This is a genomic window from Burkholderia sp. IO2 (assembly GCF_029522185.1).
Classification (GTDB): Bacteria; Pseudomonadota; Gammaproteobacteria; order Burkholderiales; family Burkholderiaceae; genus Burkholderia; species Burkholderia cenocepacia.
Genome location: NZ_JAKWFH010000010.1, coordinates 46,252 through 70,404 on the forward strand (window position 1 = coordinate 46,252; position 24,153 = coordinate 70,404).

21 protein-coding genes are annotated in these 24,153 nt (G+C 67.7%); 8 read left to right on the forward strand and 13 right to left on the reverse strand.

All coding sequences use genetic code 11. The annotated features are described in order from the left end of the window. Nucleotides 1-161: 161 nt before the first annotated feature. Entirely contained in the window at nt 162-5,003 is a 4,842-nt protein-coding gene (locus tag MMB92_RS08490) for an NAD-glutamate dehydrogenase (RefSeq protein ID WP_109342563.1), read from the forward strand. Nucleotides 5,004-5,025: 22 nt separating this feature from the next. Here MMB92_RS08490 and MMB92_RS08495 read toward each other — a convergent pair whose 3' ends face one another. The 6 genes from MMB92_RS08495 to MMB92_RS08520 form a co-directional block, all read right to left on the reverse strand. After that, nucleotides 5,026-5,889 (reverse strand): class I SAM-dependent methyltransferase, encoded by an 864-nt coding sequence (locus MMB92_RS08495; RefSeq protein WP_006487235.1) that lies wholly within the window; start codon nt 5,887-5,889, stop codon nt 5,026-5,028. 7 nt (nt 5,890-5,896) lie between these two features. Continuing rightward, a complete protein-coding gene (locus tag MMB92_RS08500; RefSeq protein ID WP_058903245.1) occupies nt 5,897-6,247 on the reverse strand; it encodes a glyoxalase/bleomycin resistance/dioxygenase family protein in 351 nt (116 codons plus the stop codon). 1 nt (nt 6,248) lies between these two features. After that, nucleotides 6,249-6,425: a ribbon-helix-helix protein, CopG family gene (locus MMB92_RS08505; protein WP_006487211.1), complete on the reverse strand. Its 177-nt coding sequence runs from the start codon at nt 6,423-6,425 to the stop codon at nt 6,249-6,251. Nucleotides 6,426-6,525: 100 nt separating this feature from the next. Then, complete coding sequence (locus MMB92_RS08510; RefSeq protein ID WP_012493396.1) at nt 6,526-7,356, reverse strand: arylamine N-acetyltransferase; 831 nt, start codon at nt 7,354-7,356, stop codon at nt 6,526-6,528. A gap of 132 nt (nt 7,357-7,488) precedes the next feature. Beyond that, on the reverse strand, nt 7,489-8,175 hold the full coding sequence (locus MMB92_RS08515) for a hypothetical protein (RefSeq protein WP_012493397.1): 687 nt from the start codon (nt 8,173-8,175) through the stop codon (nt 7,489-7,491). A 337-nt stretch (nt 8,176-8,512) separates the two neighbouring features. Next, the gene (locus MMB92_RS08520; RefSeq protein ID WP_006487199.1) at nt 8,513-9,997 is read right to left on the reverse strand and encodes an amidase; all 1,485 of its coding nucleotides are present in this window, start codon (nt 9,995-9,997) and stop codon (nt 8,513-8,515) included. Between the two features lie 343 nt (nt 9,998-10,340). Between MMB92_RS08520 and MMB92_RS08525 the strand changes: the two genes are divergently transcribed. The 3 genes from MMB92_RS08525 (at nt 10,341) to MMB92_RS08535 (ending at nt 12,095) form a co-directional block, all read left to right on the forward strand. Next, nucleotides 10,341-10,775, forward strand: coding sequence for a universal stress protein (locus MMB92_RS08525; RefSeq protein WP_012493398.1), 435 nt, complete (start codon nt 10,341-10,343; stop codon nt 10,773-10,775). A 476-nt stretch (nt 10,776-11,251) separates the two neighbouring features. Then, a complete protein-coding gene (locus MMB92_RS08530) occupies nt 11,252-11,500 on the forward strand; it encodes a hypothetical protein (protein ID WP_006487226.1) in 249 nt (82 codons plus the stop codon). 121 nt (nt 11,501-11,621) lie between these two features. Continuing rightward, complete coding sequence (locus MMB92_RS08535) at nt 11,622-12,095, forward strand: nuclear transport factor 2 family protein (RefSeq protein WP_006487189.1); 474 nt, start codon at nt 11,622-11,624, stop codon at nt 12,093-12,095. A gap of 22 nt (nt 12,096-12,117) precedes the next feature. Here MMB92_RS08535 and MMB92_RS08540 read toward each other — a convergent pair whose 3' ends face one another. Then, on the reverse strand, nt 12,118-12,903 hold the full coding sequence (locus MMB92_RS08540; RefSeq protein WP_226244748.1) for a BPL-N domain-containing protein: 786 nt from the start codon (nt 12,901-12,903) through the stop codon (nt 12,118-12,120). Nucleotides 12,904-13,290: 387 nt separating this feature from the next. Between MMB92_RS08540 and acnB the strand changes: the two genes are divergently transcribed. Beyond that, nucleotides 13,291-15,876, forward strand: coding sequence for a bifunctional aconitate hydratase 2/2-methylisocitrate dehydratase (acnB, locus tag MMB92_RS08545; protein WP_034202186.1), 2,586 nt, complete (start codon nt 13,291-13,293; stop codon nt 15,874-15,876). Between the two features lie 113 nt (nt 15,877-15,989). Here acnB and MMB92_RS08550 read toward each other — a convergent pair whose 3' ends face one another. Both MMB92_RS08550 and MMB92_RS08555 read right to left on the reverse strand, forming a co-directional pair. Continuing rightward, nucleotides 15,990-16,493, reverse strand: a complete 504-nt coding sequence (locus MMB92_RS08550; RefSeq protein ID WP_006496938.1) for a DUF4274 domain-containing protein — start codon at nt 16,491-16,493, stop codon at nt 15,990-15,992. Between the two features lie 75 nt (nt 16,494-16,568). Then, nucleotides 16,569-16,982 (reverse strand): PPC domain-containing DNA-binding protein, encoded by a 414-nt coding sequence (locus MMB92_RS08555; RefSeq protein ID WP_277562647.1) that lies wholly within the window; start codon nt 16,980-16,982, stop codon nt 16,569-16,571. Between the two features lie 313 nt (nt 16,983-17,295). Between MMB92_RS08555 and MMB92_RS08560 the strand changes: the two genes are divergently transcribed. The 3 genes from MMB92_RS08560 (at nt 17,296) to MMB92_RS08570 (ending at nt 19,772) form a co-directional block, all read left to right on the forward strand. Continuing rightward, on the forward strand, nt 17,296-18,198 hold the full coding sequence (locus MMB92_RS08560; RefSeq protein ID WP_062884808.1) for a hypothetical protein: 903 nt from the start codon (nt 17,296-17,298) through the stop codon (nt 18,196-18,198). Nucleotides 18,199-18,358: 160 nt separating this feature from the next. Then, a complete protein-coding gene (locus MMB92_RS08565) occupies nt 18,359-19,309 on the forward strand; it encodes an ADP-ribosylglycohydrolase family protein (protein ID WP_277562648.1) in 951 nt (316 codons plus the stop codon). A 64-nt stretch (nt 19,310-19,373) separates the two neighbouring features. Further along, nucleotides 19,374-19,772 carry a RidA family protein gene (locus tag MMB92_RS08570; RefSeq protein ID WP_034202185.1) on the forward strand — a complete coding sequence of 133 codons (399 nt, stop codon included), beginning with the start codon at nt 19,374-19,376 and terminating at the stop codon, nt 19,770-19,772. A 12-nt stretch (nt 19,773-19,784) separates the two neighbouring features. Here MMB92_RS08570 and MMB92_RS08575 read toward each other — a convergent pair whose 3' ends face one another. The 4 genes from MMB92_RS08575 to MMB92_RS08590 all read right to left on the reverse strand — a co-directional run bounded on the left by MMB92_RS08575 (nt 19,785) and on the right by MMB92_RS08590 (nt 24,152). Next, nucleotides 19,785-20,339: a GNAT family N-acetyltransferase gene (locus MMB92_RS08575; RefSeq protein ID WP_277562649.1), complete on the reverse strand. Its 555-nt coding sequence runs from the start codon at nt 20,337-20,339 to the stop codon at nt 19,785-19,787. A 172-nt stretch (nt 20,340-20,511) separates the two neighbouring features. After that, complete coding sequence (locus tag MMB92_RS08580; RefSeq protein WP_006487206.1) at nt 20,512-21,912, reverse strand: MFS transporter; 1,401 nt, start codon at nt 21,910-21,912, stop codon at nt 20,512-20,514. 36 nt (nt 21,913-21,948) lie between these two features. Continuing rightward, the gene (locus MMB92_RS08585) at nt 21,949-23,193 is read right to left on the reverse strand and encodes an FAD-dependent oxidoreductase (RefSeq protein WP_006487198.1); all 1,245 of its coding nucleotides are present in this window, start codon (nt 23,191-23,193) and stop codon (nt 21,949-21,951) included. Further along, nucleotides 23,190-24,152: a VOC family protein gene (locus tag MMB92_RS08590; protein WP_277562650.1), complete on the reverse strand. Its 963-nt coding sequence runs from the start codon at nt 24,150-24,152 to the stop codon at nt 23,190-23,192. Before MMB92_RS08590 ends, MMB92_RS08585 begins: the two co-directional genes overlap by 4 nt. Nucleotide 24,153: the final 1 nt, after the last annotated feature.

The following is a 24,153-nucleotide window of genomic DNA, read 5'->3' on the forward strand; positions in this document are numbered from 1 at the left end:
CCGCCCTGCGCTGAACCCTGCACCGCGGCGTCCGCGACGGGCGCCGCAGGCCCGCTCCACCGCCCGCCGCCGTTGTGCGCCCGCACATCGCTTTGTCACGCAATCGGCGCATAATGCCGGACAGACGCAGCCGCCAATGGCCACCCGACGAGGAGACCGCCATGGAAGCGAAGAACGAGGAAGTCGTCGCACACCTGCTCTCCGACGTCGTCGAATTCGCGCGCGCTCGGCTGCCCGAAGCCACGTTCCGGATCGTCGAACCCTTCCTGCGTCATTACTACGATTTCGTCGATGCCGACGATCTGCAGAACCGCAGCATCGCCGACCTGTACGGCGCCGCGATGGCGCACTGGCAGACCGCCCAGAAATTCGTGCCCGGCAGCGAACGCCTGCGCGTGTATAACCCGATCCTCGAACAGCACGGCTGGCATTCCGACCACACGGTGATCGAGATCGTCAACGACGACATGCCGTTCCTCGTCGACTCGGTGACGATGGCCGTCAACCGCCTCGGGCTCGCGCTGCATTCGGCGCTGCATCCGGTGTTCCGCATCTGGCGCGGCGCCGGCGGCGGCATCGAGCGGGTCGACGCGGGCGGCGCGACGTCCGGCGACGGCCAGTCGCAGCTCGCGTCGTTCATCCATTTCGAAGTCGACCGCTGCGGCGACGCCGCATTGCTCGACACGCTGCGCGAGGACATCGCGCGCGTGCTCGGCGACGTGCGCGCGTCGGTCGAGGACTGGCCGAAGATCGTCGACATCGTGCGCGCGACCATCAAGGAGATGAAGGCGCGCGAATCGACCGCGGAGGACATCGAGGCGCGCGCGTTCCTCGAATGGATGGCCGCCGATCACTTCACGTTCCTCGGCCAGCGCGACTACGCGCTCGTATCGGACGGTACGGGCTTCGGGCTGCGCGGCATCGAGGGCTCGGGCTTCGGCATCCTGCGCGAAGCGCTGCGCACGTCCGGCGCGCCCGACGTGACGCCGCTGCCGCAGGCCGCCGCCGACATCATCACCGGCGCGTGGCCGATCTTCCTGACCAAGGCGAATTCGCGCGCGACGGTGCACCGGCCCGGCTATCTCGACTACGTCGGCGTGAAACTCGTCGGCGCCGACGGCAAGGTCGTCGGCGAGCGCCGCTTCATCGGGCTCTACACGTCGACCGCGTACATGGTGTCGACGGCCGAGATCCCGATCGTGCGCCGCAAGTGCGCGAACATCCTGCGGCGCGCGGGCTTCCTGCCGAAGGGACATCTCGGCAAATCGCTCGTGACGGTGCTCGAAACCTATCCGCGCGACGAACTGTTCCAGGCCGACGAAGACCAGCTCTACGACATCGCGCTCGGCATCCTGCGCCTGCAGGAACACCAGCGCACGCGCCTGTTCGTGCGCCGCGACCGGTTCGACCGCTTCGTGTCGTGCCTCGTGTTCGTGCCGCGCGACAAGTACAACACCGACCTGCGCCGCCGCATCGCGAAGCTGCTGGTCGACGCGTACAACGGCGTGAACGTCGAATTCACGCCGCTGCTGTCGGAATCGGCGATCGCGCGGATTCATTTCGTCGTGCATGCCGAACCCGGCACGATGCCCGACGTCGACACGCGCGAACTCGAAACGCGGCTCGTGCAGGTCACGCGCCGCTGGCAGGACGATCTCGCCGACGCGCTGCTCGACGCATTCGGCGAAGAGCAAGGCAACCGCCTGCTGCAGCGCTATGCCGAGTCGTTCCCGGCCGGCTATCGCGACGACTATCCGGCGCGCACGGCCGTGCGCGACATCGAGCTGATCGAGCGCGTGAAGGATTCGGGCCAGCTCGCGATGAACCTGTACCGGCCGATCGAGGCCGAGCCGCGCGCGTTCCGCTTCAAGGTGTATCGCGCGGGCGACCCGATCGCGCTGTCGCGCAGCCTGCCGATGCTCGAACACCTCGGCGTGCGCGTCGACGAGGAGCGGCCATACCGGATCCAGACGCAGGATGCCGCGCATGCATGGGTACACGATTTCGGCCTCGAGCTCGCCGACGATACCGAGTTCGACATCGAGCGCGTGAAAGGCCTGTTCGAGGATGCGTTCGACCGGATCTGGAGCGGCCGGATCGAGAACGACGACTTCAACCGCCTCGTGCTGCGCGCGCACCTGAGCGCCCGCGAAGTGACGATCCTGCGCGCGTATGCGAAATATCTGCGGCAGGTCGGCTCGACCTTCAGCGACGCGTATATCGAGCGCGCGCTGACCGGCAACCCGGCGATCGCGCGGCAACTCGTCGAGCTGTTCGTGCTGCGCTTCGACCCGCGGATCGGCGACACGCGCGACGTGCAGGCCGAACGGCTGCTGAAGGCGATCGAAGGCGCGCTCGACCAGGTGCCGAACCTCGACGAGGACCGCATCCTGCGCCAGTTCCTCGGCGTGATCAACGCGACCGAACGCACGAACTACTTCCTCGCCGACGCGAACGGCGAATCGAAGCCGTACCTGTCGTTCAAGTTCAACCCGGCGAAGGTGCCCGGCCTGCCCGAACCGAAGCCGATGTTCGAGATCTGGGTGTATTCGCCGCGCGTCGAGGGCGTGCACCTGCGCGGCGGGCGCGTCGCGCGCGGCGGCCTGCGCTGGTCGGATCGCCGCGAGGATTTCCGCACCGAGGTGCTCGGGCTGATGAAGGCACAGATGGTGAAGAACGTCGTGATCGTGCCGGTCGGCTCGAAAGGCGGCTTCGTCGTGAAGAACCCGCCGCCGCAGAGCGATCGCGAGGCATGGATGCGCGAAGGCATCGCGTGCTACCAGACATTCCTGCGCGGGCTGCTCGACCTGACCGACAACCTCGCCGGCACCGCGATCGTGCCGCCGCCCGACGTGGTGCGCCACGACCCCGACGATCCGTATCTCGTCGTCGCCGCCGACAAGGGCACGGCCACCTTCTCCGACTACGCGAACGCGATCTCGCACGAATACGGCTTCTGGCTCGACGACGCGTTCGCGTCCGGCGGCTCGGTCGGCTACGACCACAAGAAGATGGCGATCACCGCGCGCGGCGCGTGGGAATCGGTGAAACGGCACTTCCGCGAGATGGGCATCGACACGCAGACGACCGACTTCACCGTGGTCGGCGTCGGCGACATGTCGGGCGACGTGTTCGGCAACGGGATGCTGCTGTCGCCGCATATCCGGCTCGTCGCCGCGTTCGATCACCGGCACATTTTCCTCGACCCGAACCCCGACCCGGCGACGAGCTTCGCGGAGCGCCAGCGCATGTTCGCGCTTGAGCGCTCGAGCTGGGCCGACTACGATACGTCGGTGATTTCGGCGGGCGGCGGCGTGTATCCGCGCACCGCGAAGACGATCCCGCTGTCGCCGGCGGTACAGGCCGCGCTCGGCATCGACGCGCACGCGCTGCCGCCGACCGAATTGATCCGCGCGATCCTGCAGGCGCCGGTCGACCTGCTGTACAACGGCGGCATCGGCACCTACGTGAAGGCGGCGCGCGAAACCCACGCGCAGGTCGGCGACCGCGCGAACGACGCGGTGCGCGTGAACGGCGCGGACCTGCGCTGCAAGGTCGTCGGCGAAGGCGGCAATCTCGGCTGCACGCAGTTCGGCCGCATCGAGTTCGCGCAGCGCGGCGGCCGCATCAACACCGATGCGATCGACAACTCGGCCGGCGTCGATTGTTCGGATCACGAAGTCAACATCAAGATCCTGCTCGGGCTCGTCGTGTCCGACGGCGAGATGACCGAGAAGCAGCGCAACGCACTGCTCGCCGAGATGACCGACGAAGTCGGACTGCTGGTGCTGCGCGACAACTACTACCAGACGCAGGCGCTGTCGATCGCGGGCCGCTATGCGGTCGAGCTGCTCGACGCCGAGGCGCGCCTGATGCGCTGGCTCGAACGCGCGGGCCGCCTGAATCGCGTGATCGAATTCCTGCCGACCGACGACGAAGTCGCCGAGCGGCAGGCCGCGAAGCTCGGCCTCACGTCGCCGGAGCGCGCGGTGCTGCTCGCGTACAGCAAGATGTGGCTCTACGATGCGCTGCTCGAGTCCGACGTGCCCGAGGATCCGCTGGTGGCCGCGATGCTCGTCGACTACTTCCCGAAGCCGCTGCAACAGCGCTTCAGCGAGCCGATGCGCCGCCATCCGCTGCGCCGCGAGATTCTCGCGACGCATCTGACCAACGCGCTCGTGAACCGTGTCGGCTGCGCATTCGTGCACCGGCTGATGGAGGAAACCGACGCGAAGCCGGGCGACATCGTCCGCGCGTGCATCATGGCGCGCGACGTGTTCGATCTCGATGCGGTATGGCGCGACATCGACGCGCTCGACAACCGCGTCGCCGACGACGTGCAGGCGCGCATGTTCGTCGACGTCGCGCGGCTGCTGGAGCGCGCGGCGCTGTGGTTCCTGCGGCATCTGCAGTCGGGCGCGGTGGCCGACGGCGGCGTCGCCGAGCTGATCGCGCGCTGTCGCGACGCGGCGGCGCGGCTCGCCCCGCAACTGCCGTCGCTGCTGCCGGCCGACGATCTCGATGCGTTGTCCGAGCGGCAGCGCGTGCTGGTCGACGCCGGCGTCGACAGCGCGCTCGCGGTACGCGTCGCGAGCGGCGACATCTCGGCCGCGCTGCTCGACATCGCCGAAGTGGCGGCGACCTGCAACCGCAGCCTCGAACTCGTCGCCGGTGTCTATTTCTCGCTCGGCACGCTGCTCAATTACGGGTGGATCGGCGAACGCGCGGCGAACCTGCCGACGCCGACGCACTGGGACATGCTCGCGCGCGCCGCCGCACTCGCGGAGGTCGCGCGGCTCAAGCGCACGCTCGCGACGAGCGCGCTCGCGGAGTCGCCGGATTCGACCACGCCGGAGACGATCGTCGGCGCGTGGCGCGCGCGCCGCGAAGCCGCGCTGGTGCGCTACGAGCACCTGCTCGCGGATCTGCGCGCGTCCGGCGGCGCGAGCCTCGCGGTGCTGCTCGTGGTCGTGCGGGAGATGGCCGTGCTCGAACGCGCGTGACGAGTGTGACGGACGCGACGGGTCAGACCGTCGCGACCAGCAGCTCTTCCGCGCGGTTCGGCGGCCGCAGGCCGTCGGTGCGCTCGGCGAAGTAACGGCGCGTCAGCTCGGCGGCCGACACGTGTTCGGCCTTCGCGAAGCCGGCCTCCCGTGCGAGCGCCTGGATCTGGTCCGGCATGAAGAAGCTGATGAACGGCGTGCCGCTCGCCCGCGCGCCCTTCGCGGCCATTTCCATCCCCGGGCGCACGTCCGGATCCGCGTTCTCCAGCGGCAGCAGGAACGTCATCGCGAACGTCGAGCCCGGCGCGAGCGACGCGACTTCGCGCAGCGCGGCCGCATTCGCTTCGCGCGTCAGGTACATGCTGACGCCGGTGGATACGACGACCGCCGGCTTGCCGGCATCGAAGCCCGCACCGACGAGCGCGTCGCGCCACGACTGCTTCGCCTCGAAATCCACCGGCACGAAGCGCAGCCAGTCGGGCACGCCGAAGCCGAGCTCGACCAGGCGGCGCTGCTTCCAGCGCTGCGGCGCCGGCTGGTCGACTTCGAACACGGTCACGCGCGACGCCATGTCCGGCCGACGCTGCACGAAGCTGTCGAGCCCCGCGCCGAGGATCACGTACTGGCGCACGCCGCGCGCGGCCTGCTCCGCCACGAGATCCTCGATGAAGCGCGCCCGCGCGACGATCGACGCGCGAAACGGCCGCGTGAACTGCGGATCCATGTCGCCGCGCTGCTGCCAGCCGGGTGCCGGCGCGAGCAATTGCAACCCGATTTCGTCCGTGAGCACATGCGGCGGCGCGTCGAGCTCGACGTGCAGCGCGCGCCACAGCGCGACGCGCGCGGCCGTGCTGTCGGGCGCGTCGTCTTCGCGGATAGCCGTCATGTCGACCTCACGCGCCCTGCTTGCCCGGCGCCTGCAGGCGCCACACCCGGCCGTCCGGATCGCGCACCGTCATGTCGCGCGTGCCCCAGTGCGTGTCCTCGAACGGCGTGACGACCTCGACGATCGGCTGCGGCTGCACCGCCTGCTCGTCGGCCACCTTGAGCACGACCTGCATGTCGGGCGTTTCGCTCGGCGGCACTTCGGCGATGAACAGGAACGGACCGTCGCCGCTGCGCAACTGGCCCGAATTGTGGTCGGTTTCGAACTCCAGCCTGAAGCCCAGCGCCTGAAAGAACTTCGCCGACTTGCCCCAGTTGTGGGTGGTCAGATACACGGCTTCGATCCGCTCGGATGACATGTCACTCCTCCTTGTTGGACGGTTCCGCGCCGGACGGCGGCGCGGCCAGGTACGCGCGCAACGCGTCGGCCACCAGCGCGGACAGCGATTGCTCCGTTTCGATGGCGCGATGCTTGACCTGCCGGATCAGGCCGAGCGGCAGGTACACGTTGAATTGCTTCACTTCTTCGTCGGTCATGGGTGCTAGTATGCTAGCAATCTAGCAAAAGTCAACTGAGGGTGATCGCGGGATGGTCGCGGCCCGCGTGCGGGCCGCCGTCGGATGTCGGGTGTTCGCGTTACCGCGCGGGGCGCGCCGCGAGTCGCGCGAACAGCGCGTCGAGATCGAACCCCGCCGTATTGATGCCGATCGTGTCGCGCAGGCACGCGGCCCAGTCGGCAGCATTGTCGAACGTGACCGTGCGCCCGGCCCCCGCCGCGTCGCGCAACGTCAGCGCGGTGTTGAGCAGCGCCGCGCGGCCGTCCGGCAGCACGCGGCACGCGATCAGGTCGTTCACGAAGATCGATTCGGGATAGGTCGACGTGAACCAGTTCGCGGCGTCGTAATCGATCCATTCGGCCGGCTTCAGCGAGAAGCGGTAGGTCGTCTGCCAGCCGTCGGGGATTTCGAACTGCATGTCGAATTCGCCGTCGACCGGCGCGTCGATCACGCGAAACGCGCCGTGCGGCGTCAGTTGCCGCTCGCCCGGCACGAAGCGCAGCGGCGCGGTCAGCGTCGCGCTGCCGAAGCCGATGTCCGCGAGCCACGCGGCCCCGTCGAGGTCGATGCGCAGCAACATGTGCGTCTGCGCGGTGACGATCTCGGGCGGCCGCATCCAGCGCACGCGCGCGATCAGCGGCGTGACGCGAAAACCGATCGTCGTGAGCGCGGTGTAGAACAGCTTGTTGAGTTCGAAGCAGTAGCCGCCGCGGCGGCGTTCGACCACCTTGTCGACGATCGCGGGCAGGTCGAGCGCGACGCGCGCGCCGGTCAGCGGATTGAGGTTTTCGAACGGAATCGCCTGCGGATGCAGCAGATGCAGCCGGCGCAGCACGTCCAGCGTCGGCGCGGCCGGGCCGTCGTAGCCGATGCGGGAGAAATAGCGCGAGAGGTCGAACGAGTCAGTCATGAACCGGCACCGATAAAAGGGACCCGCCACGATAGCATCGCGCGCAATCCCCATGTTGTGCGGGGCGATTGTTCGTGGTCGACGCGCGCGATGCGGGCCGCGCATCGCGCGCACATCCGCGCCACGTTGACGTTACGGCAGCAGCTTCAGCGCGGACGACGCGACCGACGGCACCGAAATGCCCTGGCTCGTCGCGAACTGGACGGCCTGGCCGAGCGTCGCGGCCAGCGACTGCAACTGGCCCGGCGCGCTTTGCGCGATATACGACGCGGCCTGCATGTTCTGCGGATTCAGGCCCGACTGCAGCAACGACGCGGCGCTCGTCGAACCGAGATTGCCGAGCCCCGACTGCAGTTGCGAATACTGCGTGAGCCCCTGCCCGAGCGACGCGAGCCCGTTGCTGAACGCCTGCTTGTCGATCGGGCCGTGCGTGGCGCCGCCGCTCGCGAACGCCTGGCCGAGCGCCTGCGACACCGATTGCTGCGCGCCGCCCATCTGCGACAGCGTGGCCGGCGACAGTGCATCGGCACCGGACAACTGACTCGCGGCCTGCTGCGCCTGCCCGGCCGCCCCCGTCAGACCCATCGCCGATGCGAGCGACGACTGGCCGTTCAGCACCTGCTGGTTCGCCCCGACATAGGCCTGCAGCAATTGCGCGACACCGCCCTGCGCAGGCGCCGCCTGCTGCTGCCCGCCGCCGAGCAGCGACGCGCCGAGCGACTGCAGGTCGAGCTGCGCGTGCGCGGCGCCGCTCACCAGGATGCCGAACGCGATGCCTGCCGAGGCCAGATGCCGGCCCGTCGCGCGAATGTGCTTCATGTGTGTTCCTCGTGCCCGAATTGTCGAGGCGATATTGTCGAAGCGCGTCGCGCGCCGCCGCAACGACTGAAACACATCGAAACGAAATCCGGCGGCGGCGCCGCTTGCAATTCGGCGACCGACGGGCCCCGTCACGCAGATTCGCGCGCGTTTGCCGAGCGATGTCGTGCGCGCATCCCGATTCGTTCTCCGGCTGCATCAATGGCGGATGTCGGGTCCGGCGGGCGCCCGCGAACGTCGCGTCGAGCGATGCAAAACGAAACGGGCAGCTCGTCGCCGCCCGCTCCGTCACCCCGGCAACTGGCTACCGGCTACCGGTTGCCCGCCTGCCGCGGCATCACGCGGCCATCCACGCCGGCACGCGCCGGGCCACCCAGTCGGCCGCCCGCTCGTAGCCGCGCGCAAGCTGCAGCACGGCGAGATCGGCGCGCGGACGCCCGATCAGTTGCATCCCCATTGGCAACCCCGCGTCGTTGAAGCCGACCGGCACGTTGATCACCGGGCAGCCGGCCAGCGTCCACGGCACGACCGTTTCCATCCAGCGGTGGTAGGTGTCCATCGCGCGGCCCGCGATCTCCTTCGGCCAGCGCTGGTCGACGTCGAACGGGAACACCTGCGCGGTCGGCGCCGCGATGAAGTCGTAGCGATCGAAGAAGCTCAGCACTGCCTGATGCCACGCGGTCCGTTCGACGCTCGCATCGAACACCGCCGCGCCCTGCAGCGCGAGCAGCCCTTCGACCTCGTAGATCGCCTCGGGCTTCAGCAGCGCACGGCGCGCCGGGTCGCGATAGTGCGCGAGCAGCCCGCCGCCCGACAGCAGGTGCCGGTGCGCGAGCCACAGACGCCAGATCCGGTCGGGTGCGAACGCCGGCAGCGCGGCATCGACGTCGCAGCCGATCTCGCGCAGCGTCGCCAGCCCGTGCTCGCACTGCGCGAGCACGCCGGCCTCGGTCGCGAGATAACCGTTCCAGTCGCCGACCCACGCGATGCGCTTGCCGCGCAGGTCCGCGTCGAGCGGCTGCGCGAACACCGCCGGATCGTCCGCGAGCGACAGCGGATCGTTGCGGTCGTAGCCGGCCTGGATCGCGAGCAGTTGCGCGACGTCGCCGACGGTGCGCCCCATCGGCCCTTCGATGCCGAGCTGCTGCATGAACACGTCGACGCCCGGCCAGCGCGGCACGCGGCCCTGCGACGGGCGAAAGCCGTAGATGTTGCAGAACGCGGCCGGGTTGCGCAGCGACCCGCCGAAATCGCTGCCGTCCGCCACCGGCAGCATCCGCGACGCGAGCGCCGCCGCCGTGCCGCCGCTGCTGCCGCCCGCGCTCTTCGTCAGGTCGTACGGGTTGCGCGTCGCGCCGTAGACTTCGTTGAACGTATGCGAACCGAGCCCGAACTCGGGCGTATTGGTCTTGCCGATGAAGATCGCGCCGGCCGCGCGCATCCGCGCGACGCCGACGGAATCGGCCTGCGGTACGTTCTCGCGGAAGATCGGCGAGCCGTAGGTCGTGCGCAGCCCCTTCGTCATCGCCAGATCCTTCGGCGCCTGCGGCATCCCGTGCAGCCAGCCGCGATACTCGCCGCGCGCCAGCTCCGCGTCCTTTTCCGCGGCTTCCGCCAGCAGCGCATCGCGATCGCGCAGCGCGACGATCGCGTTGATCGCGCCGTTCACGCGCTCGATGTGATCGAGATACGCACGCATCGTCTCGACGCACGACACCGCCTTGCTGCGGATCGCCGACGCGAGCTCGCCGGCCGACAGGCGTACGACCGGATCGACGGAAATGGAAGCGGGAGCGAGAAACTGCGGGGCGCCGTGCGGCATGCGGGGTCTCCTGGGAAGCGGTAGCGGATGGCGCGCCGCCGGGCGGCGGCCGACGCTCTACTCTACGCGACGCGCCCCGGGCGACCTCCGATATTTTGCGGCGCAATTCATTGCGGATCCGACTGAATCGCGCTCGCGCGAACGGCCGGCGACGACCGGGCGGAACGGGCGACGCCGCTCGCTGCCGTTTATGCGCATAAACTTAAATTTCTTATATTTTTAATCGGTGCGTCACGGGACCGCGCGCGTTAACGACATTTTTATGCGGCCGGCCGATCTCTTTAGATCGCTTCGTGCGGCCGCACGCTACGCTGGAAGCACTTCGTTTCCGGGTTCATCGTCCATGCTCAAGCTGCTGGTTCCGGTCGGTCATTCACCGCGCTCGCTTCAGGCCGTCCGGCACGCGACGTTTCTGTATCGCGAGCGCTGCGCATCGGAGGTCGTGCTGATCAACGTGCAGGCGCCGCTGGAATCGACGCGGCTCGAGGCCTATCACCCGCTGTCGCGGTTGCGCGCGATCGAGACGCAATTCGCGACCGACGATCTCGCGATGGCCGAGCGGATCCTGCGCGATGCGGACGTGAAGTTCAGCGTCGTGATGAAGGTCGGGCCGGTGGCCGACACGATCGCGGCCACGGCGGCCGAGACCGGGTGCGACGAGATCGTCGTGGCCGGGCCGCGACGCGATCCGCTGCACGCGTTGATGTCGGTGTTTCGGCGCAGCGTGATGGCGCGGCTGGTGCGGATTTCGAATGTGCCGGTGACGGCGGTGCAATGACGGAAACGGCGCGTCATGCGTGCGCATCGTGCGCACGCTGTCGCGCGGCGCTCAATCGATGACCTTGCGCCAGAACACGAAATAGGCGGCCGCCGAAGACGCCAGCAGCAGGATGGCCCACATCGGGGCAAGACTGATCAGGACGGAAGAGACGTTCAACATTTTGGTTTCCTCACTATTTAGACAGCGATATTCGACACCTGCGTGCTTGCCGGACCCGATGCGTCGACCCCGCATCGCATGCCGTCAAATCATGCATTCATGCTATCGCTTCGAACGGCCGTGCGACCGCCGCCGCCCGCCCGCACCCTGACATTCGTCAAACTCCCGCGCATTGGCCGCTCGTCGGACGGCGACCGAAAAACGGGACAGGATCGTCCGCTCCGCCAGCGCTTTCAGCAGACGTTTACCGGGGGAAGCCCCAAGTGCTTCGTCGAACGTGTCCGCGTTACGCTTGAGCGACGAGGAGACGAACCATGAGACGAGCCGTACATATCGCCGTTTTTGCACTGCTGGCCTATCTCATCGGCGATCGCGCGATCCTGCACGCGCAGGGCCGCGACGCCAGCCCGCTCGCGTGCGAGCAAGGCGCCGCGCAGGTCAAGGCCGACGCGCTCGGTCGCGGCTTCGGCGAAGCCGCCGCCGGTAGCCAGAGTGAGGCGTTCATGTCGGGCTGCCTGGTGACGGGACGCAGCGATCAGGACGTCGCGATGGCGGCCCGCTGACGCGCCGCATCCGGCGACGAGCCGGCCGCGCCCGAAGTCGCGGGCGCCGGTTCGCGCTGCCTGCCCCACTGTCCCGATACGGACGTTGCCGTCCGCCATCCCTGCCCCGTTACGCCCCGACATGACCGATCCGAACACCGCGTTGATCCAGCGCTTCTACACGGCCTTCCAGCAGCGCGACATCGACACGATGCTCGCGTGCTATGCCGACGACATCGTGTTCAGCGATCCCGCGTTCGGCGAGCTGCGTGGCGAGCTCGCACGCGACATGTGGCGGATGCTGGTCGCGCGGGCGCAGGAATTCTCGCTGACGTTCGGCGAAGTCGCCGCGGACGACCAGGCCGGGCGCGCGAAATGGCGCGCGGACTACCGGTTCGCCGCGACCGGACGGAGGGTGGTCAACCGGATCGACGCGCGTTTCCGGTTTCGCGACGGACGCATCGTCGAGCATCGCGACCATTTCGACCTGTGGCGCTGGGCGCGTCAGGCGCTCGGGATGAAGGGCGCGCTGCTCGGCTGGACGCCTTTCATGCAGCGCGCGATCCGCGCGCAGGCACGGAAAAATCTCGACGCGTATCGCGCCAAGCGGAAATAGGCCACGCCCCGCGGCCGCTTCGCTACGGCTTCATCGTCGCGTTGATCAGGTCGTAGGCCATGTCCGGCACCACGCCGTCCGGGTTCGACAGGCCGTTCTGGCGATACCAGCTTTCATCGGCCTCCGGATGCGGGCCGGCAAGGCCGACGCGTCCTTTGCCGTAGCGGTACGTGGCGGCGGCGATGTCCTTGTTCGGGTAGATCGCCAGCACGATCCCGCCGGAGCCGATCGGCGCGACCGGGAGCCTCGCGCCGTCCTGATAATAGATCCAGCGCTTTTTCCCGCGCCAGACGACCGGCGTCACCGTGTCCGCGATGCCGTGAAGCGTCGAGCCCGGCCGGTCGACCTCGGAGTCGATATCGCCGGCAACCAGCCCGAACCCCTGCGCGCCGGCCAGGTAGGCGCCCATGCAGAGCCCCAGGTATCGGCCGCCGTTCGCCACGTAATGCCGCACGGCCCTGATCGCAGGCCGACCGATGCTGGCGGCCGCGCCGGGAATGTCCTGCCCGCCGCCGGGCTGCACATAGAGCGCCGCACCGGCCAGCGCCGCGGGCGTGATCTTGAGCCGTTCCGCCGGCCCCACGTAGATCACCCGGAACCGGTAGTCCGATTCCCGCAGGCGTCTGGCGATGGTTTCGGGGCACCCGTCGCAGGCGGCAGGCCCGCGATAGACCAGCGCGACCGGCCGGCTCGCCGCGTCGCGCGCTTCGTCGCCGGGCGCGGCCGCGTGAACGGCCGGCGACGCGACGAGCGTCGCCATCAGGAAAATCGCGTCTCTGGAGCGCATGTCGTGGATCGCCGGAGTCAAGGAAATCGCCGCCGCCCGGGTCGAATCGACAGGGGCGCGACGACTTCCGCCTCCAGTTCCGAAACCCGATTGCAAGCTGCGTGACGGCAAGCGTAGCGGCCCGAACGCGCCCGGTGTGTACCGTTTCCTGCGGGCTTGTGCAGATATGTGCGGCACCGGCGGCCTGAGCCGACACCCTGCACTCGCCCGCCCGACCGCGCCCGACAAGGCCGCCTCCCGCCATGCAACCCCGCCTTCCGTGTTTCGCATTGCCAACTCTTATATAAGACATAAGACATTTGACGTTGCACACCATTGAGATTAGAATCCCGCTCAAAGCAGTGCCTGGAATAGCCCCGGAGTGCCGGCAAGGCCTTCCCCTCAAACGCAATATCAGCAGGTCTCCCCATGCTTGAAAACTTTCGTGCTCACGTGGCCGCCCGCGCCGCGCTCGGTATTCCTCCCCTGCCGCTGACGGCTCAGCAGACCGCCGAACTGGTCGAATTGCTGACGAACCCGCCCGCCGGCGAAGAGCAGACGCTGCTCGAGCTGATCACCCATCGCGTGCCCGCCGGCGTCGACGAAGCCGCCCGCGTGAAGGCCGGCTTCCTGGCCGCCGTGGCCAAGGGCGAGACCGCCTGCCCGCTGATCTCGCGTGCGCACGCGACCGAGCTGCTCGGCACGATGCTCGGCGGCTACAACATCCAGCCGCTGATCGAGCTGCTGTCCGACGAGGCCGTCGCCGCGGTCGCCGCCGACGCGCTGAAGAAAACCCTGCTGATGTTCGACCAGTTCCACGACGTGAAGGAACTCGCCGACAAGGGCAACGCGCACGCGAAAGCGGTGCTGCAGAGCTGGGCCGATGCCGAATGGTTCACGAGCCGTCCGGAAGTGCCGGAAAGCCTGACCATCACCGTATTCAAGGTCACGGGCGAAACCAACACCGACGACCTGTCGCCGGCGCCGGACGCCACCACCCGCCCGGACATCCCGATGCACGCGCTCGCGATGCTGAAGAACGCGCGCCCGGGCATCACGCCGGAAGAAGACGGCAAGCGCGGCCCGGTCAAGTTCATCGAATCGCTGAAGGAAAAGGGCCACCTGGTCGCCTACGTCGGCGACGTGGTCGGCACCGGCTCCTCGCGCAAGTCGGCCACCAACTCGGTGCTGTGGTTCACCGGCGAAGACATTCCGTTCGTCCCGAACAAGCGCTTCGGCGGCGTGTGCCTCGGCGGCAAGATCGCCCCGATCTTCTACAACACGATGGAAGACGCCGGCGCGCTGCCGATCGAGCTCGACGTGTCGCAGATGGAAATGGGCGACGTGGTCGAACTGCGCCCGTACGAAGGCAAGGCGCTGAAGGACGGCAAGGTCATCGCCGAATTCCAGGTCAAGTCCGACGTGCTGTTCGACGAAGTGCGCGCCGGCGGCCGCATTCCGCTGATCATCGGCCGCGGCCTGACCGCGAAGGCGCGCGAAGCGCTCGGTCTCGCGCCGTCGACGCTGTTCCGCCTGCCGCACCAGCCGGCCGACAGCGGCAAGGGCTTCTCGCTCGCGCAGAAGATGGTCGGCCGCGCGTGCGGTCTGCCGGAAGGCCAGGGCGTGCGCCCGGGCACGTACTGCGAACCGAAGATGACCTCGGTCGGCTCGCAGGACACCACGGGCCCGATGACCCGCGACGAACTGAAGGACCTCGCGTGCCTCGGCTTCTCGGCCGATCTCGTGATGCAGTCGTTCTGCCACACCGCCGCGTATCCGAAGCCGGTCGACGTGAAGACGCACCAGACGCTGCCGAACTTCATCAGCACGCGCGGCGGCATCGCGCTGCGCCCGGGCGACGGCGTGATCCACTCGTGGCTGAACCGCATGCTGCTGCCCGACACCGTCGGCACCGGCGGCGATTCGCACACGCGCTTCCCGATCGGCATCAGCTTCCCCGCAGGTTCGGGCCTGGTCGCGTTCGCGGCCGCTACCGGCACGATGCCGCTGGACATGCCGGAATCGGTGCTGGTCCGCTTCAAGGGCAAGATGCAGCCGGGCGTCACGCTGCGCGACCTCGTCAACGCGATTCCGCTGTACGCGATCAAGCAAGGCATGCTGACGGTCGCCAAGCAGGGCAAGAAGAACATCTTCTCGGGCCGCATTCTCGAAATCGAAGGCCTGCCCGACCTGAAGGTCGAGCAAGCGTTCGAGCTGTCGGATGCGTCCGCCGAGCGTTCGGCTGCCGGTTGCACGGTGCGCCTGAACAAGGAACCGATCATCGAGTACCTGAACAGCAACATCACGCTGCTCAAGTGGATGATCGCGCAGGGCTACCAGGATCCGCGCAGCCTGCAGCGCCGCATCGCGGCGATGGAACAGTGGCTGGCCGATCCGCAACTGCTGTCGCCGGATGCCGACGCCGAATACGCGGCCGTCATCGAGATCGACCTCGCCGACATCCATGAGCCGATCGTCGCCTGCCCGAACGACCCGGACGACGTGAAGACGCTGTCCGACGTCGCCGGTGCGAAGATCGACGAAGTGTTCATCGGCTCGTGCATGACCAACATCGGTCACTTCCGCGCCGCGTCGAAGCTGCTCGAAGGCAAGCGCGACATTCCGGTCAAGCTGTGGGTCGCGCCGCCGACCAAGATGGACCAGAAGCAACTGACCGAAGAAGGCCACTACGGTGTGTTCGGCACGGCCGGCGCCCGCACCGAAATGCCGGGCTGCTCGCTGTGCATGGGCAACCAGGCACAGGTGCGCGAAGGCGCGACGGTCATGTCGACGTCGACCCGCAACTTCCCGAACCGCCTCGGCAAGAACACGAACGTGTACCTCGGCTCGGCGGAACTGGCGGCGATCTGCTCGCGTCTGGGCAAGATCCCGACCAAGGAAGAGTACATGGCCGACATGGGCGTGCTCACCGCCAACGGCGACAAGATCTACCAGTACATGAACTTCGACCAGATCGAAGACTTCAAGGAAGTGGCCGACACCGTGCAGATGTAAGCACGCAGTCGGGCTGCGACGGGAAGTCGACGTCGCAGCGCACCGAAAGGCGCCGCGGGCCGAATGGCCGCGGCGCTTTTTTTATGCGTCGGCGAACGGACGCGCCCGCGCGGTCAGTCGAGCAGCGCGTGCAGCCGCTCGACCACGTCGAACGGCAGGCCTTCGTCATAGCCGTCCGCTTCGTCGAGATCGACGTACTCGCGGCCGTCGGTCGGCTGCAGCATCAGTGCCGGCACGGGCCGCACGACCGGTACGTCCGGATAATCGTTCGGCCCCGCGCCATCGAAGTCGTGCGGATCGAACCAGATTCCGTGATCGGCGTAATAGCCTTCCGCGTAACGTTGCTCGATCTCGCGCAGCAACCGGAACGTATCCCGTTGATACGACGCGGCGTTTTCGTCCGCATACTGCACGAACCACGCGGCGCCGAGATTCCAGTAGATCAGCAACGCGGTCGCGCGATCGACGTTGCGGTTGTCCAGCAGCCAGCGCAACGCGCGGCCGTTGCCGTCGTAATTGGAGCGTGCGGCGAACCGGTGCCACTGCTCGGGCGTCGCGCCTTCGAGCCAGGTCCGGACGATGTCCCACATTTTCTGTTCGATTTCGGTGTCGTCCATGGAGTGCGTCTTGCGGAATGAGCGGTAACGGGAAGTGCTTCGATGACCGGCGATTCTAGCGCCGCTTCGCGATACTCATGCGGCGTCGCCGCCCGGCTCGCGACGGATCACCAGTTCGTTGAAGCCGGTGCCCGCATCGGGCTCGCCCGAGAAGCGATGCGCGGGCAGCAGCGCGAGCAGGATCTCGGCCGTCGTGCGCACCACGCAACCACTCGCGACATGGCCGCCGGTCACGCGGCCGTCCGCATCCGAGACCGACATGTGCAGATGCGCGCCGTCCGGCGACACCGAGCCGGCCAGCGTCAGGATTTCGAGGTCGCCGCGCAGCGCGGTCGGCTGGTCGACGCCGGCGAAGCGCAACTGCGCGACGCTCAGGCTGCCGATGCCCTGGATCACGAAGGCCGCGTGCGAGTCGTGGCGATGCAACGCGGCTTCGATGGCGCCGCGCAGATCGTCGCCGGGGGAAAGACGCAATGGACGGGCTTGCATGGTCGAGAACCTGTGGGTCGATCGTGGTATCGATCAAGCGTACGTTCGCCGCGTGAATCCGGCAAGTCATCCGCTCGCGATACTCCCCGCGCGTCGGCGTCTTCCCGGCGTCGTTTCATCCGCTATCGTTCGGCTCTGCGCCTCCTGCGCATACGGACCCCTGCCGCCTGGTTTCGCACCAGCCGCAGCGCATCGGTTCGTTTCCGTACGAACGCACATGCGTCCGTATGAAAACCGACCCTAACGTATGCAAGAATCGGTTCCTCGAGGCAATCCCTGCTTTATCGCCCTCTTTCACCGAACGCCCCGTCGAATGCCCAAATGCCAGAATACGTATGAGCGGTTCCACACCCCAAGCGACGACATCGCCGCGCGGGAAGTCGCGGCGATGAGCGATGAGGAGCGTGCGCGCGCCAAGTCGGTGGGGAGCGTGCATGTCCGAAGCTGGCTCGCCATTCTGATGATGCCGGTCGCAGTCGGGCCTGCGATCCCGATGCTCGCGTATTTGCTGGGTATGCTTGCATACCGCGGAACGGTCGATCCGGCCTTCGATATGGATCGTGCGGTTGGCGAAACAGCCGTCACCGTCATATGGGTCACGGCGCTCTTCATCGCAGCGTGGATCGGCGTGAACTGGTGCGTCGCGACGTACGGCACCCGACAGCGGTACTGGCGTGAAATGCCGTCCAACGGGCATGTCGAATTGGAGCGCCAGACGCTATGCTCGGCAATCGTCGTGTGGTCGGACGACTACGATCCGGAACCCCTCTACGTCGAGGAATGGATCGACGGCAAGCTCAAATCCAGCATGACCCGAGTCAGGCAGTGGATCCTGGCCCGAACGTCCGCCGGTCATTGGCTGGTGCTGGATCATCGAATTGCGGCAGACGGTCGGGGCGCGCCGCCAACGTTCCCCTCGGAGACGAAACGATTGATCCCGCGGCGAGAATTGGCAATAGCATTTGCGCCACGCACCCATATCCGCATCGGATTGAGATGGAGTGGACCAGCGGCGCCATTGACCGTGACGTCCTACCTGCTGTCTCACGCCGAATGTGAGCGCCTGGCTGCGGCGGCTCATCACTATGCTTTTTTTCCGCCGGATCAATATGGCGTCGTCGGTCCCGCCGATGCAGACTGGGTCGGGGAACTCGCCGCCAAGGCACTGGAGCGCGAAGTGCCTGTCGACGTGGCGGCCGGGCGAGCGTTGACGTGATCGTCGCGGGTCGTTTCTACGACGACTGCGGCCGCCACCACGCGAAGGCGGCCGGCGAACAGTCTGGAAAGTACGCCAATTGGCGGCGACTGCATAATGACGGGGTTCAGCTCAAGGTCTTGTGCATGGTTTTCCGCCGCCCCAACCCGAATTCCTTTCGATGACACCGATTCCGAACCGACGATCCCGCCTGCGCGGCGGCCTGCTTGGCCTGCTGATCGGCGACGCGCTCGGCGTGCCGTACGAATTCCACGACGCCGCGTCGATTCCGCCTCCCGCCGCGATCGACATGACACCGCCGCCGGGCTTCGCGCGCGCGCACGACGGCGTGCCGCCCGGCACCTGGAGCGACGACGGTGCGCAGGCGCTCGCGCTGCTCGACGCGCTGCTGCGCGAGCACGCCCTGAATCTCGACACGTTCGCCGGCAACCTGCTGGACTGGTTTCATCGCGGCGCGTTCACGCCGGACGGCCGCGTATTCGACGTCGGCCTGCAGACGCAGCGTGCGTTCCACGCGCTGGCGGCCGGCGCCGCGCCCGCGGCAGCCGGGCCCGGCGACGAGCGCGACAACGGCAACGGCTCGCTGATGCGCTGCTTTCCCGTCGTGATGGTCGCGGCGTCGCGCGACGACGCGATCCGGCTCGCGCGCAAGCAGAGCGTCGTCACGCACGGCCACGTGCGTTCGCAGCTTTGCTGCGCGCTCTATTGCCTGACGGCGCTGGGCATCGTCGACGGCCAGTCGGCTCCCGACGCGGTGCGCACGGCCGAGGACGAACTGCTCGCGCGCCACGAAGGCACGGCCGATGAAATCGAACTGAAGATCGTGCTCGACGGCCGCTTCGACGCACCGCAAGGATCGGGCTATGTGGTCGACAGCTTCTGGTCGGCGATCCATTGCCTGCTGTCGACGGACAGCTACGAGGATTGCGTGAAGCGCGCGATCGCGCTCGGCAACGACACGGATACGACCGCGGCAATCGCCGGCAGCCTCGCCGGCGTGGTGTACGGCGAACGGGCGTTGCCCGCTCGATGGGTTGCGACGCTGCGCGGAAAAGACAAGGTCGAGGGCTGGCTCGCGAAGCCTGTGAATACCGCTGCCGATCGCCCCTGAATCGAAGATGGCGGGCCGATCCGGGCCGCCCCGAACAACCGCATCAACCTGAGAGGATGCTCCGATGCTACGTGCCATCAATCCCCCCGGCGCCACGATTCCCGGCATTTCGCAAGCGATACTCGTCGAAGGTGGTCAACCGCTGTATTTGTCCGGCCATGTTCCGTTCGATGCCGAGGGCGCGGTTGTCGGCGCCGATCATGCAACGCAGCTCGATCAGGTGTTCAGGAACATCGCCGATACGCTTCGCACCGCGGGTGTCGGCTTCGAATCCGTCGCGCGTCTGACGATCTATGTCCGCGATTTCGATTCGAGCCTGTTGCCGCAGATTCGCGAGGTGCGCGACCGCTGGGTCAACACCGCGTGCCCGCCCGCAAGCGCGCTCGTCGGCGTGGCATCGTTGTTCCGCCCGGAGGTACTGGTCGAAGTGGACGCGTTCGCGATCGTTCCTGCCGCGAAATAACCGGCCGCCGCATCAGCCTCGGCCGCGATCGCTCGCCAGCAACCCGTACAGCGCACTGTCCGACACTTCGTCGCCGACGATCCAGCGTTCGCGCAGCAGCCCTTCCCGCACGAAACCGAGCCGTTCAAGCAACCCGGCCGACGCGACGTTGCGCGGATCGATATCGGCCTCGATCCGGTTCAGCCGCAGCGCGCCGAAGGCATGATCGATCATCGCCGACGCCGCTTCGCACATGTATCCGCCGCGCCAGAACGCGCGCCGCAGGCTGAAGCCGATCTCGGCTCGCCGGCACTGCTCGTTCACATGGAACAGCACGCATTCGCCGAGCGCTTCGCCGGTTTCCCGCAGTTCGAGCACGCAGACCAGGCTCTCCCCGCTCGCGGACGTCTGCACGTTGCGCGCGACGCGCGCCTCGGCCTGCTCGATCTGCGTCATCGGCGAGAACGAGAAGTAGCGCATCGCTTCCGGATCGGACCAGATCTCGAAGAAAGTCGGCGCGTCGGCGTCGCGAAGCGGGCGCAGCACGAGTCGAGCGGTATGCAGCGTGACGGGTTCGAACAGGGGCATGGCAATCGTCTGACGAAATCGGGACCGTGAATTAGAACACGCGCGCCACGCGCCAACAATCGCGCGTACGCTCGGCACCCTGCACGCCCCCGCGAGGCGCCCCCGAAACAAAGAGGCCCGGGAGCATCGCCCCGGCCTCTCGGTTCACCTCATCCACCGCTGCGCAATGCGCTTACGCCTCGAGCGCCTCCAGCACCTTCCCCTTCGTCTCGATCCCGACGAAGTGCACGGTCAGCGCCGCGATCAGCGGCACGACGCCGATCAGGTAGAACGCCGGTGCGAGATTCCCGCCGATGATCGCGTGCGGCACGACCATCGGCGCGACGAACGACGCGATCTTCAGCCACGCGCTGCCGAGCCCGCAGCCCGACGCGCGGATGCTCGTCGGATACTGCTCCGGCGTGTAGACGTACGCGGTAATGAAGCCCGACGCCATCAGCCCGAGCGACAGCGAGCAGAAGATCGCGACCACGTACACCGACGACGCGTGATAGATGCCGGCGAGCGCCAGCGACAGCGCGCACAGCACGAACGACCACACGATCACCGGCTTGCGGCCGAGCTTGTCGACCAGCAGCGCGGACGCGAGCGACCCGAGCACGCCCATCACCGAGCCGATCACCGCCAGATTCAGCGCGAGCTGCAGCGGTGCGTGATAGAAGTTCTTGTAGATCGTCGGCAGCCACGTCGACAGCCCGTACTGGATGAATCCGCAGGTCGCCCACAACGTCGCCACCGCGAGCGTGCGCTTGCGATACGCGGCGCTGAACAGGTCGCTCATCCTGCGTTTCGGATGCTGGCGCACCAGCTCGTCGAACGCGGCCACCTGCGTGACCGGCGGCAGCTCGCCGCGCACCGATCCTTCGAACACGCCGACCGCACGCCCGGCTTCCGCGAGCCGCCCGCGCGACGCGAGCCAGCGCGGCGATTCCGGCACGAGGTGCGTGAGCACGAGCGACAGGATCAGCGGCAGCCCGCCGACGAAGTACATGATCTCCCAGCCGAAGCGCGGCACGAGCCACGCGCCGAGCGCCATCGACACGAGCAGGCCGATCGGGAACACGATCTCGTACAGCAGCACGAAGCGGCCGCGGCCATGTGCGCGCGTGATCTCGTTGATGTACGTCGCGGCGACCGGCAACTCGCCGCCGAGCCCGAGCCCCTGCAGGATCCGCAGCAGCACGAACACCTCGAAGGTCGGCGCGAAGCCGCACGCGATACTCGTGATGCCGATCACGGCCGAGCTCCACGCGATCGCCTTCACGCGGCCGTGCTTTTCCGCGAGCGCGGGAAACAGGAACGCGCCGATCAGCTGGCCGATCGCGCCGGACGCGATCAGCATGCCGATCTGCGTCGGCGACAGCCCCCATTTGTGAATCAGCAACGGCAGCGTCGCCGCGATCGTGATCACGTCGAAGCCGTCGAAGAACGTCGCGGTGCCGATCAGCACGCGTGCGCGGATCTGCATCGAGTTGGCCGGAAGCCGCTCGAGCCGCGCGATGATCGCGCCGGGCGTGGAGGCGGCAGCTTCCATCGTGGCCCTGCCGGCCACGACGTTGTCGAAAGTGCTCATGCGGGGTGTCTCCTGGATCTCTTTCCGGTGGGCCGGTCAGGCAAGCGCTTGGGTCGTGTCTGCCAGGGCTTCCGTATCCACTGCCCGGCCCTGGTTCATCCACTTGCGCGCGAGTTTCAGCTCACGCGCGTTGTTCACGGCGATGACACCTCTCACATGTCCGTCGCCGACAAAAAACAGCGTCGCACGACGCGCGGCGAGATCGCCGCGCACGACGAGCTGCGCATCGGCCGGCAGATCGCCCAGGATCTGCAGGTTCACGTCGTACTGATCGGACCAGAACCACGGAATCTCCGCGTACGGTGCGCGCACGCCGAGCACGGCCTTCGCCGCCGCGATCGCCTGGTTCTGCGCGTTGGCCCACGATTCGAGCCGCACGCGCCGCTTCAGCCAGCCGTTGTGATGGTTCGCGACGTCGCCGCACGCGAAGATCGCCGGGTCGCTCGTCGCGCCGTATTCGTCGACGACGATGCCGTCGTCGACCGCGAGCCCCGCGTCGCTCGCGAGCGATGCGTTGAGCGCGAGGCCGATGCCGGCCACCGCGAAATCGGCGTCGATCGTCGTGCCGTCGGCGAGCGTCGCGCGCACCTTCGACGCGTCGTCCGGCCGCGGGTCGAGCGACGCGAGCGCGGCACCCGTCCGCACGTCGACGCCGTTCGAACGATGCAGGTCGAGCAGGAAGTCGGACACGATCTGCGGCACCGAGCGGCCACACAGGCGCGGCGCGCCTTCGACGACCACGGCTTCGACGCCGAGCTTGCGCGCGGTCGCCGCGACTTCGAGGCCGATCCAGCCACCGCCGATCACGAGCACGCGCCGGCTCGCGCGCAGCTTTTCGCCGAGTGCGGCGGCTTCGTCGAGCGTGCGCAGGTAATGCAGGTTCGGCGTGTTGACAAGCGCATCGGGCAAGCGACGCGACGTACCGCCGGTCGCGATCACGAGCCGGTCGTATTCGATCTCGCGGCCGCTTTCGGTTTTCACCACGCGGCGTGCACGGTCGATGGAGGCCGCACGTTCCGGCTGCCATGCTTCGACGTTCAGCGCGTCGAATTCGTCGGGACGCACGACGCGCACGGTTTCGATATCCGCGTCGCCGGCCAGCACGGCCTTCGACAGCGGCGGGCGCTCGTACGGCAGATGCGGCTCGTCGGCGATCATCACGAGACGGCCTGCGTATCCTTCGGCGCGCAACGTCTTCAACACCCAGCCGGCGGCCTGGCCGCCGCCGATCACGACGACCGTGGCCGGCGCGGCCGCTTCCCGCGCGTTCGTTTCGCTCATGATTTGCGCTCCGTCATGAACTTGCCTTCCGGCGCCTTCGCGTTCTTCTGCCGGCGCGTATTGCCGTCGAGGCCGCCGTCGACGGCCCATTCGGCGAACACGGTCGGGCCCGGCTCGAATTCGCGCGGCTGCCATTCGGGCGTGAGCACGTCTTCGTCCGCGCAATACTCGATCAGGCCGCCGGCCGGGTTCTGGAAGTACCAGAAGTACGCGGACGACACCGGATGACGCCCCGGGCCGAGCTGCGTTTCCCAGCCGCAGCGGTCGATGTGCATGCCGCCGCCGAACACTTCGTGGATGTCGCGCACGGTGAACGCGACGTGGTTCAGGCCGCGTTTTCCGTTCGGCAGCGCGAGCAGGAACAGGTCGTGATGGCCGCCGTGCGGCGCGCAGCGCATGAATGCGCCGCGGCCCGGATAACGATCCGACGTCTCGAAGCCGAGCAGTTCGTGATAGAACTTTTCCTGCGCGTCGAGGCAGTTCGTGAAGAACACGACGTGCCCGACCTCGACCGGCTCCGCGCGCGCATAGACCGGGCTCGGCTGGTCGACGCGCAGCGTCTGGCCCCACACGTTCGACGGCGAGCCCGCGATGTCGAGTGCGCGCTTGCGCGTGACTTCGACGCGAATCGCCATCCCGTTCGGATCGATGCAGCCGACCGCATCGTCCTGTGCGTAATAGCCGGGTTGGCCGGCGAGCTTCGTGCGCAGCGCGTCGAGTTCGGCCTGCGTCGCGACGCCCCACGTGACTTCGCGCAGCGTCGGACCGGCCTCGAACGCCGGCGGCAGCGCCGGATCGTCGGCCTTGACGGCCAGCACGGTGCAGCCGTTCAGCGTTTCGAAGCGGGCGCGCGTGTCGTCGTGCGCGACTTCCTTCATCCCCCAGTCGGCGAAAAAGCGCCGGCAGGTGGCGAGATCGTCGACACCGTACGTGATCTGCTCGATTCCCAAGATGCTCATT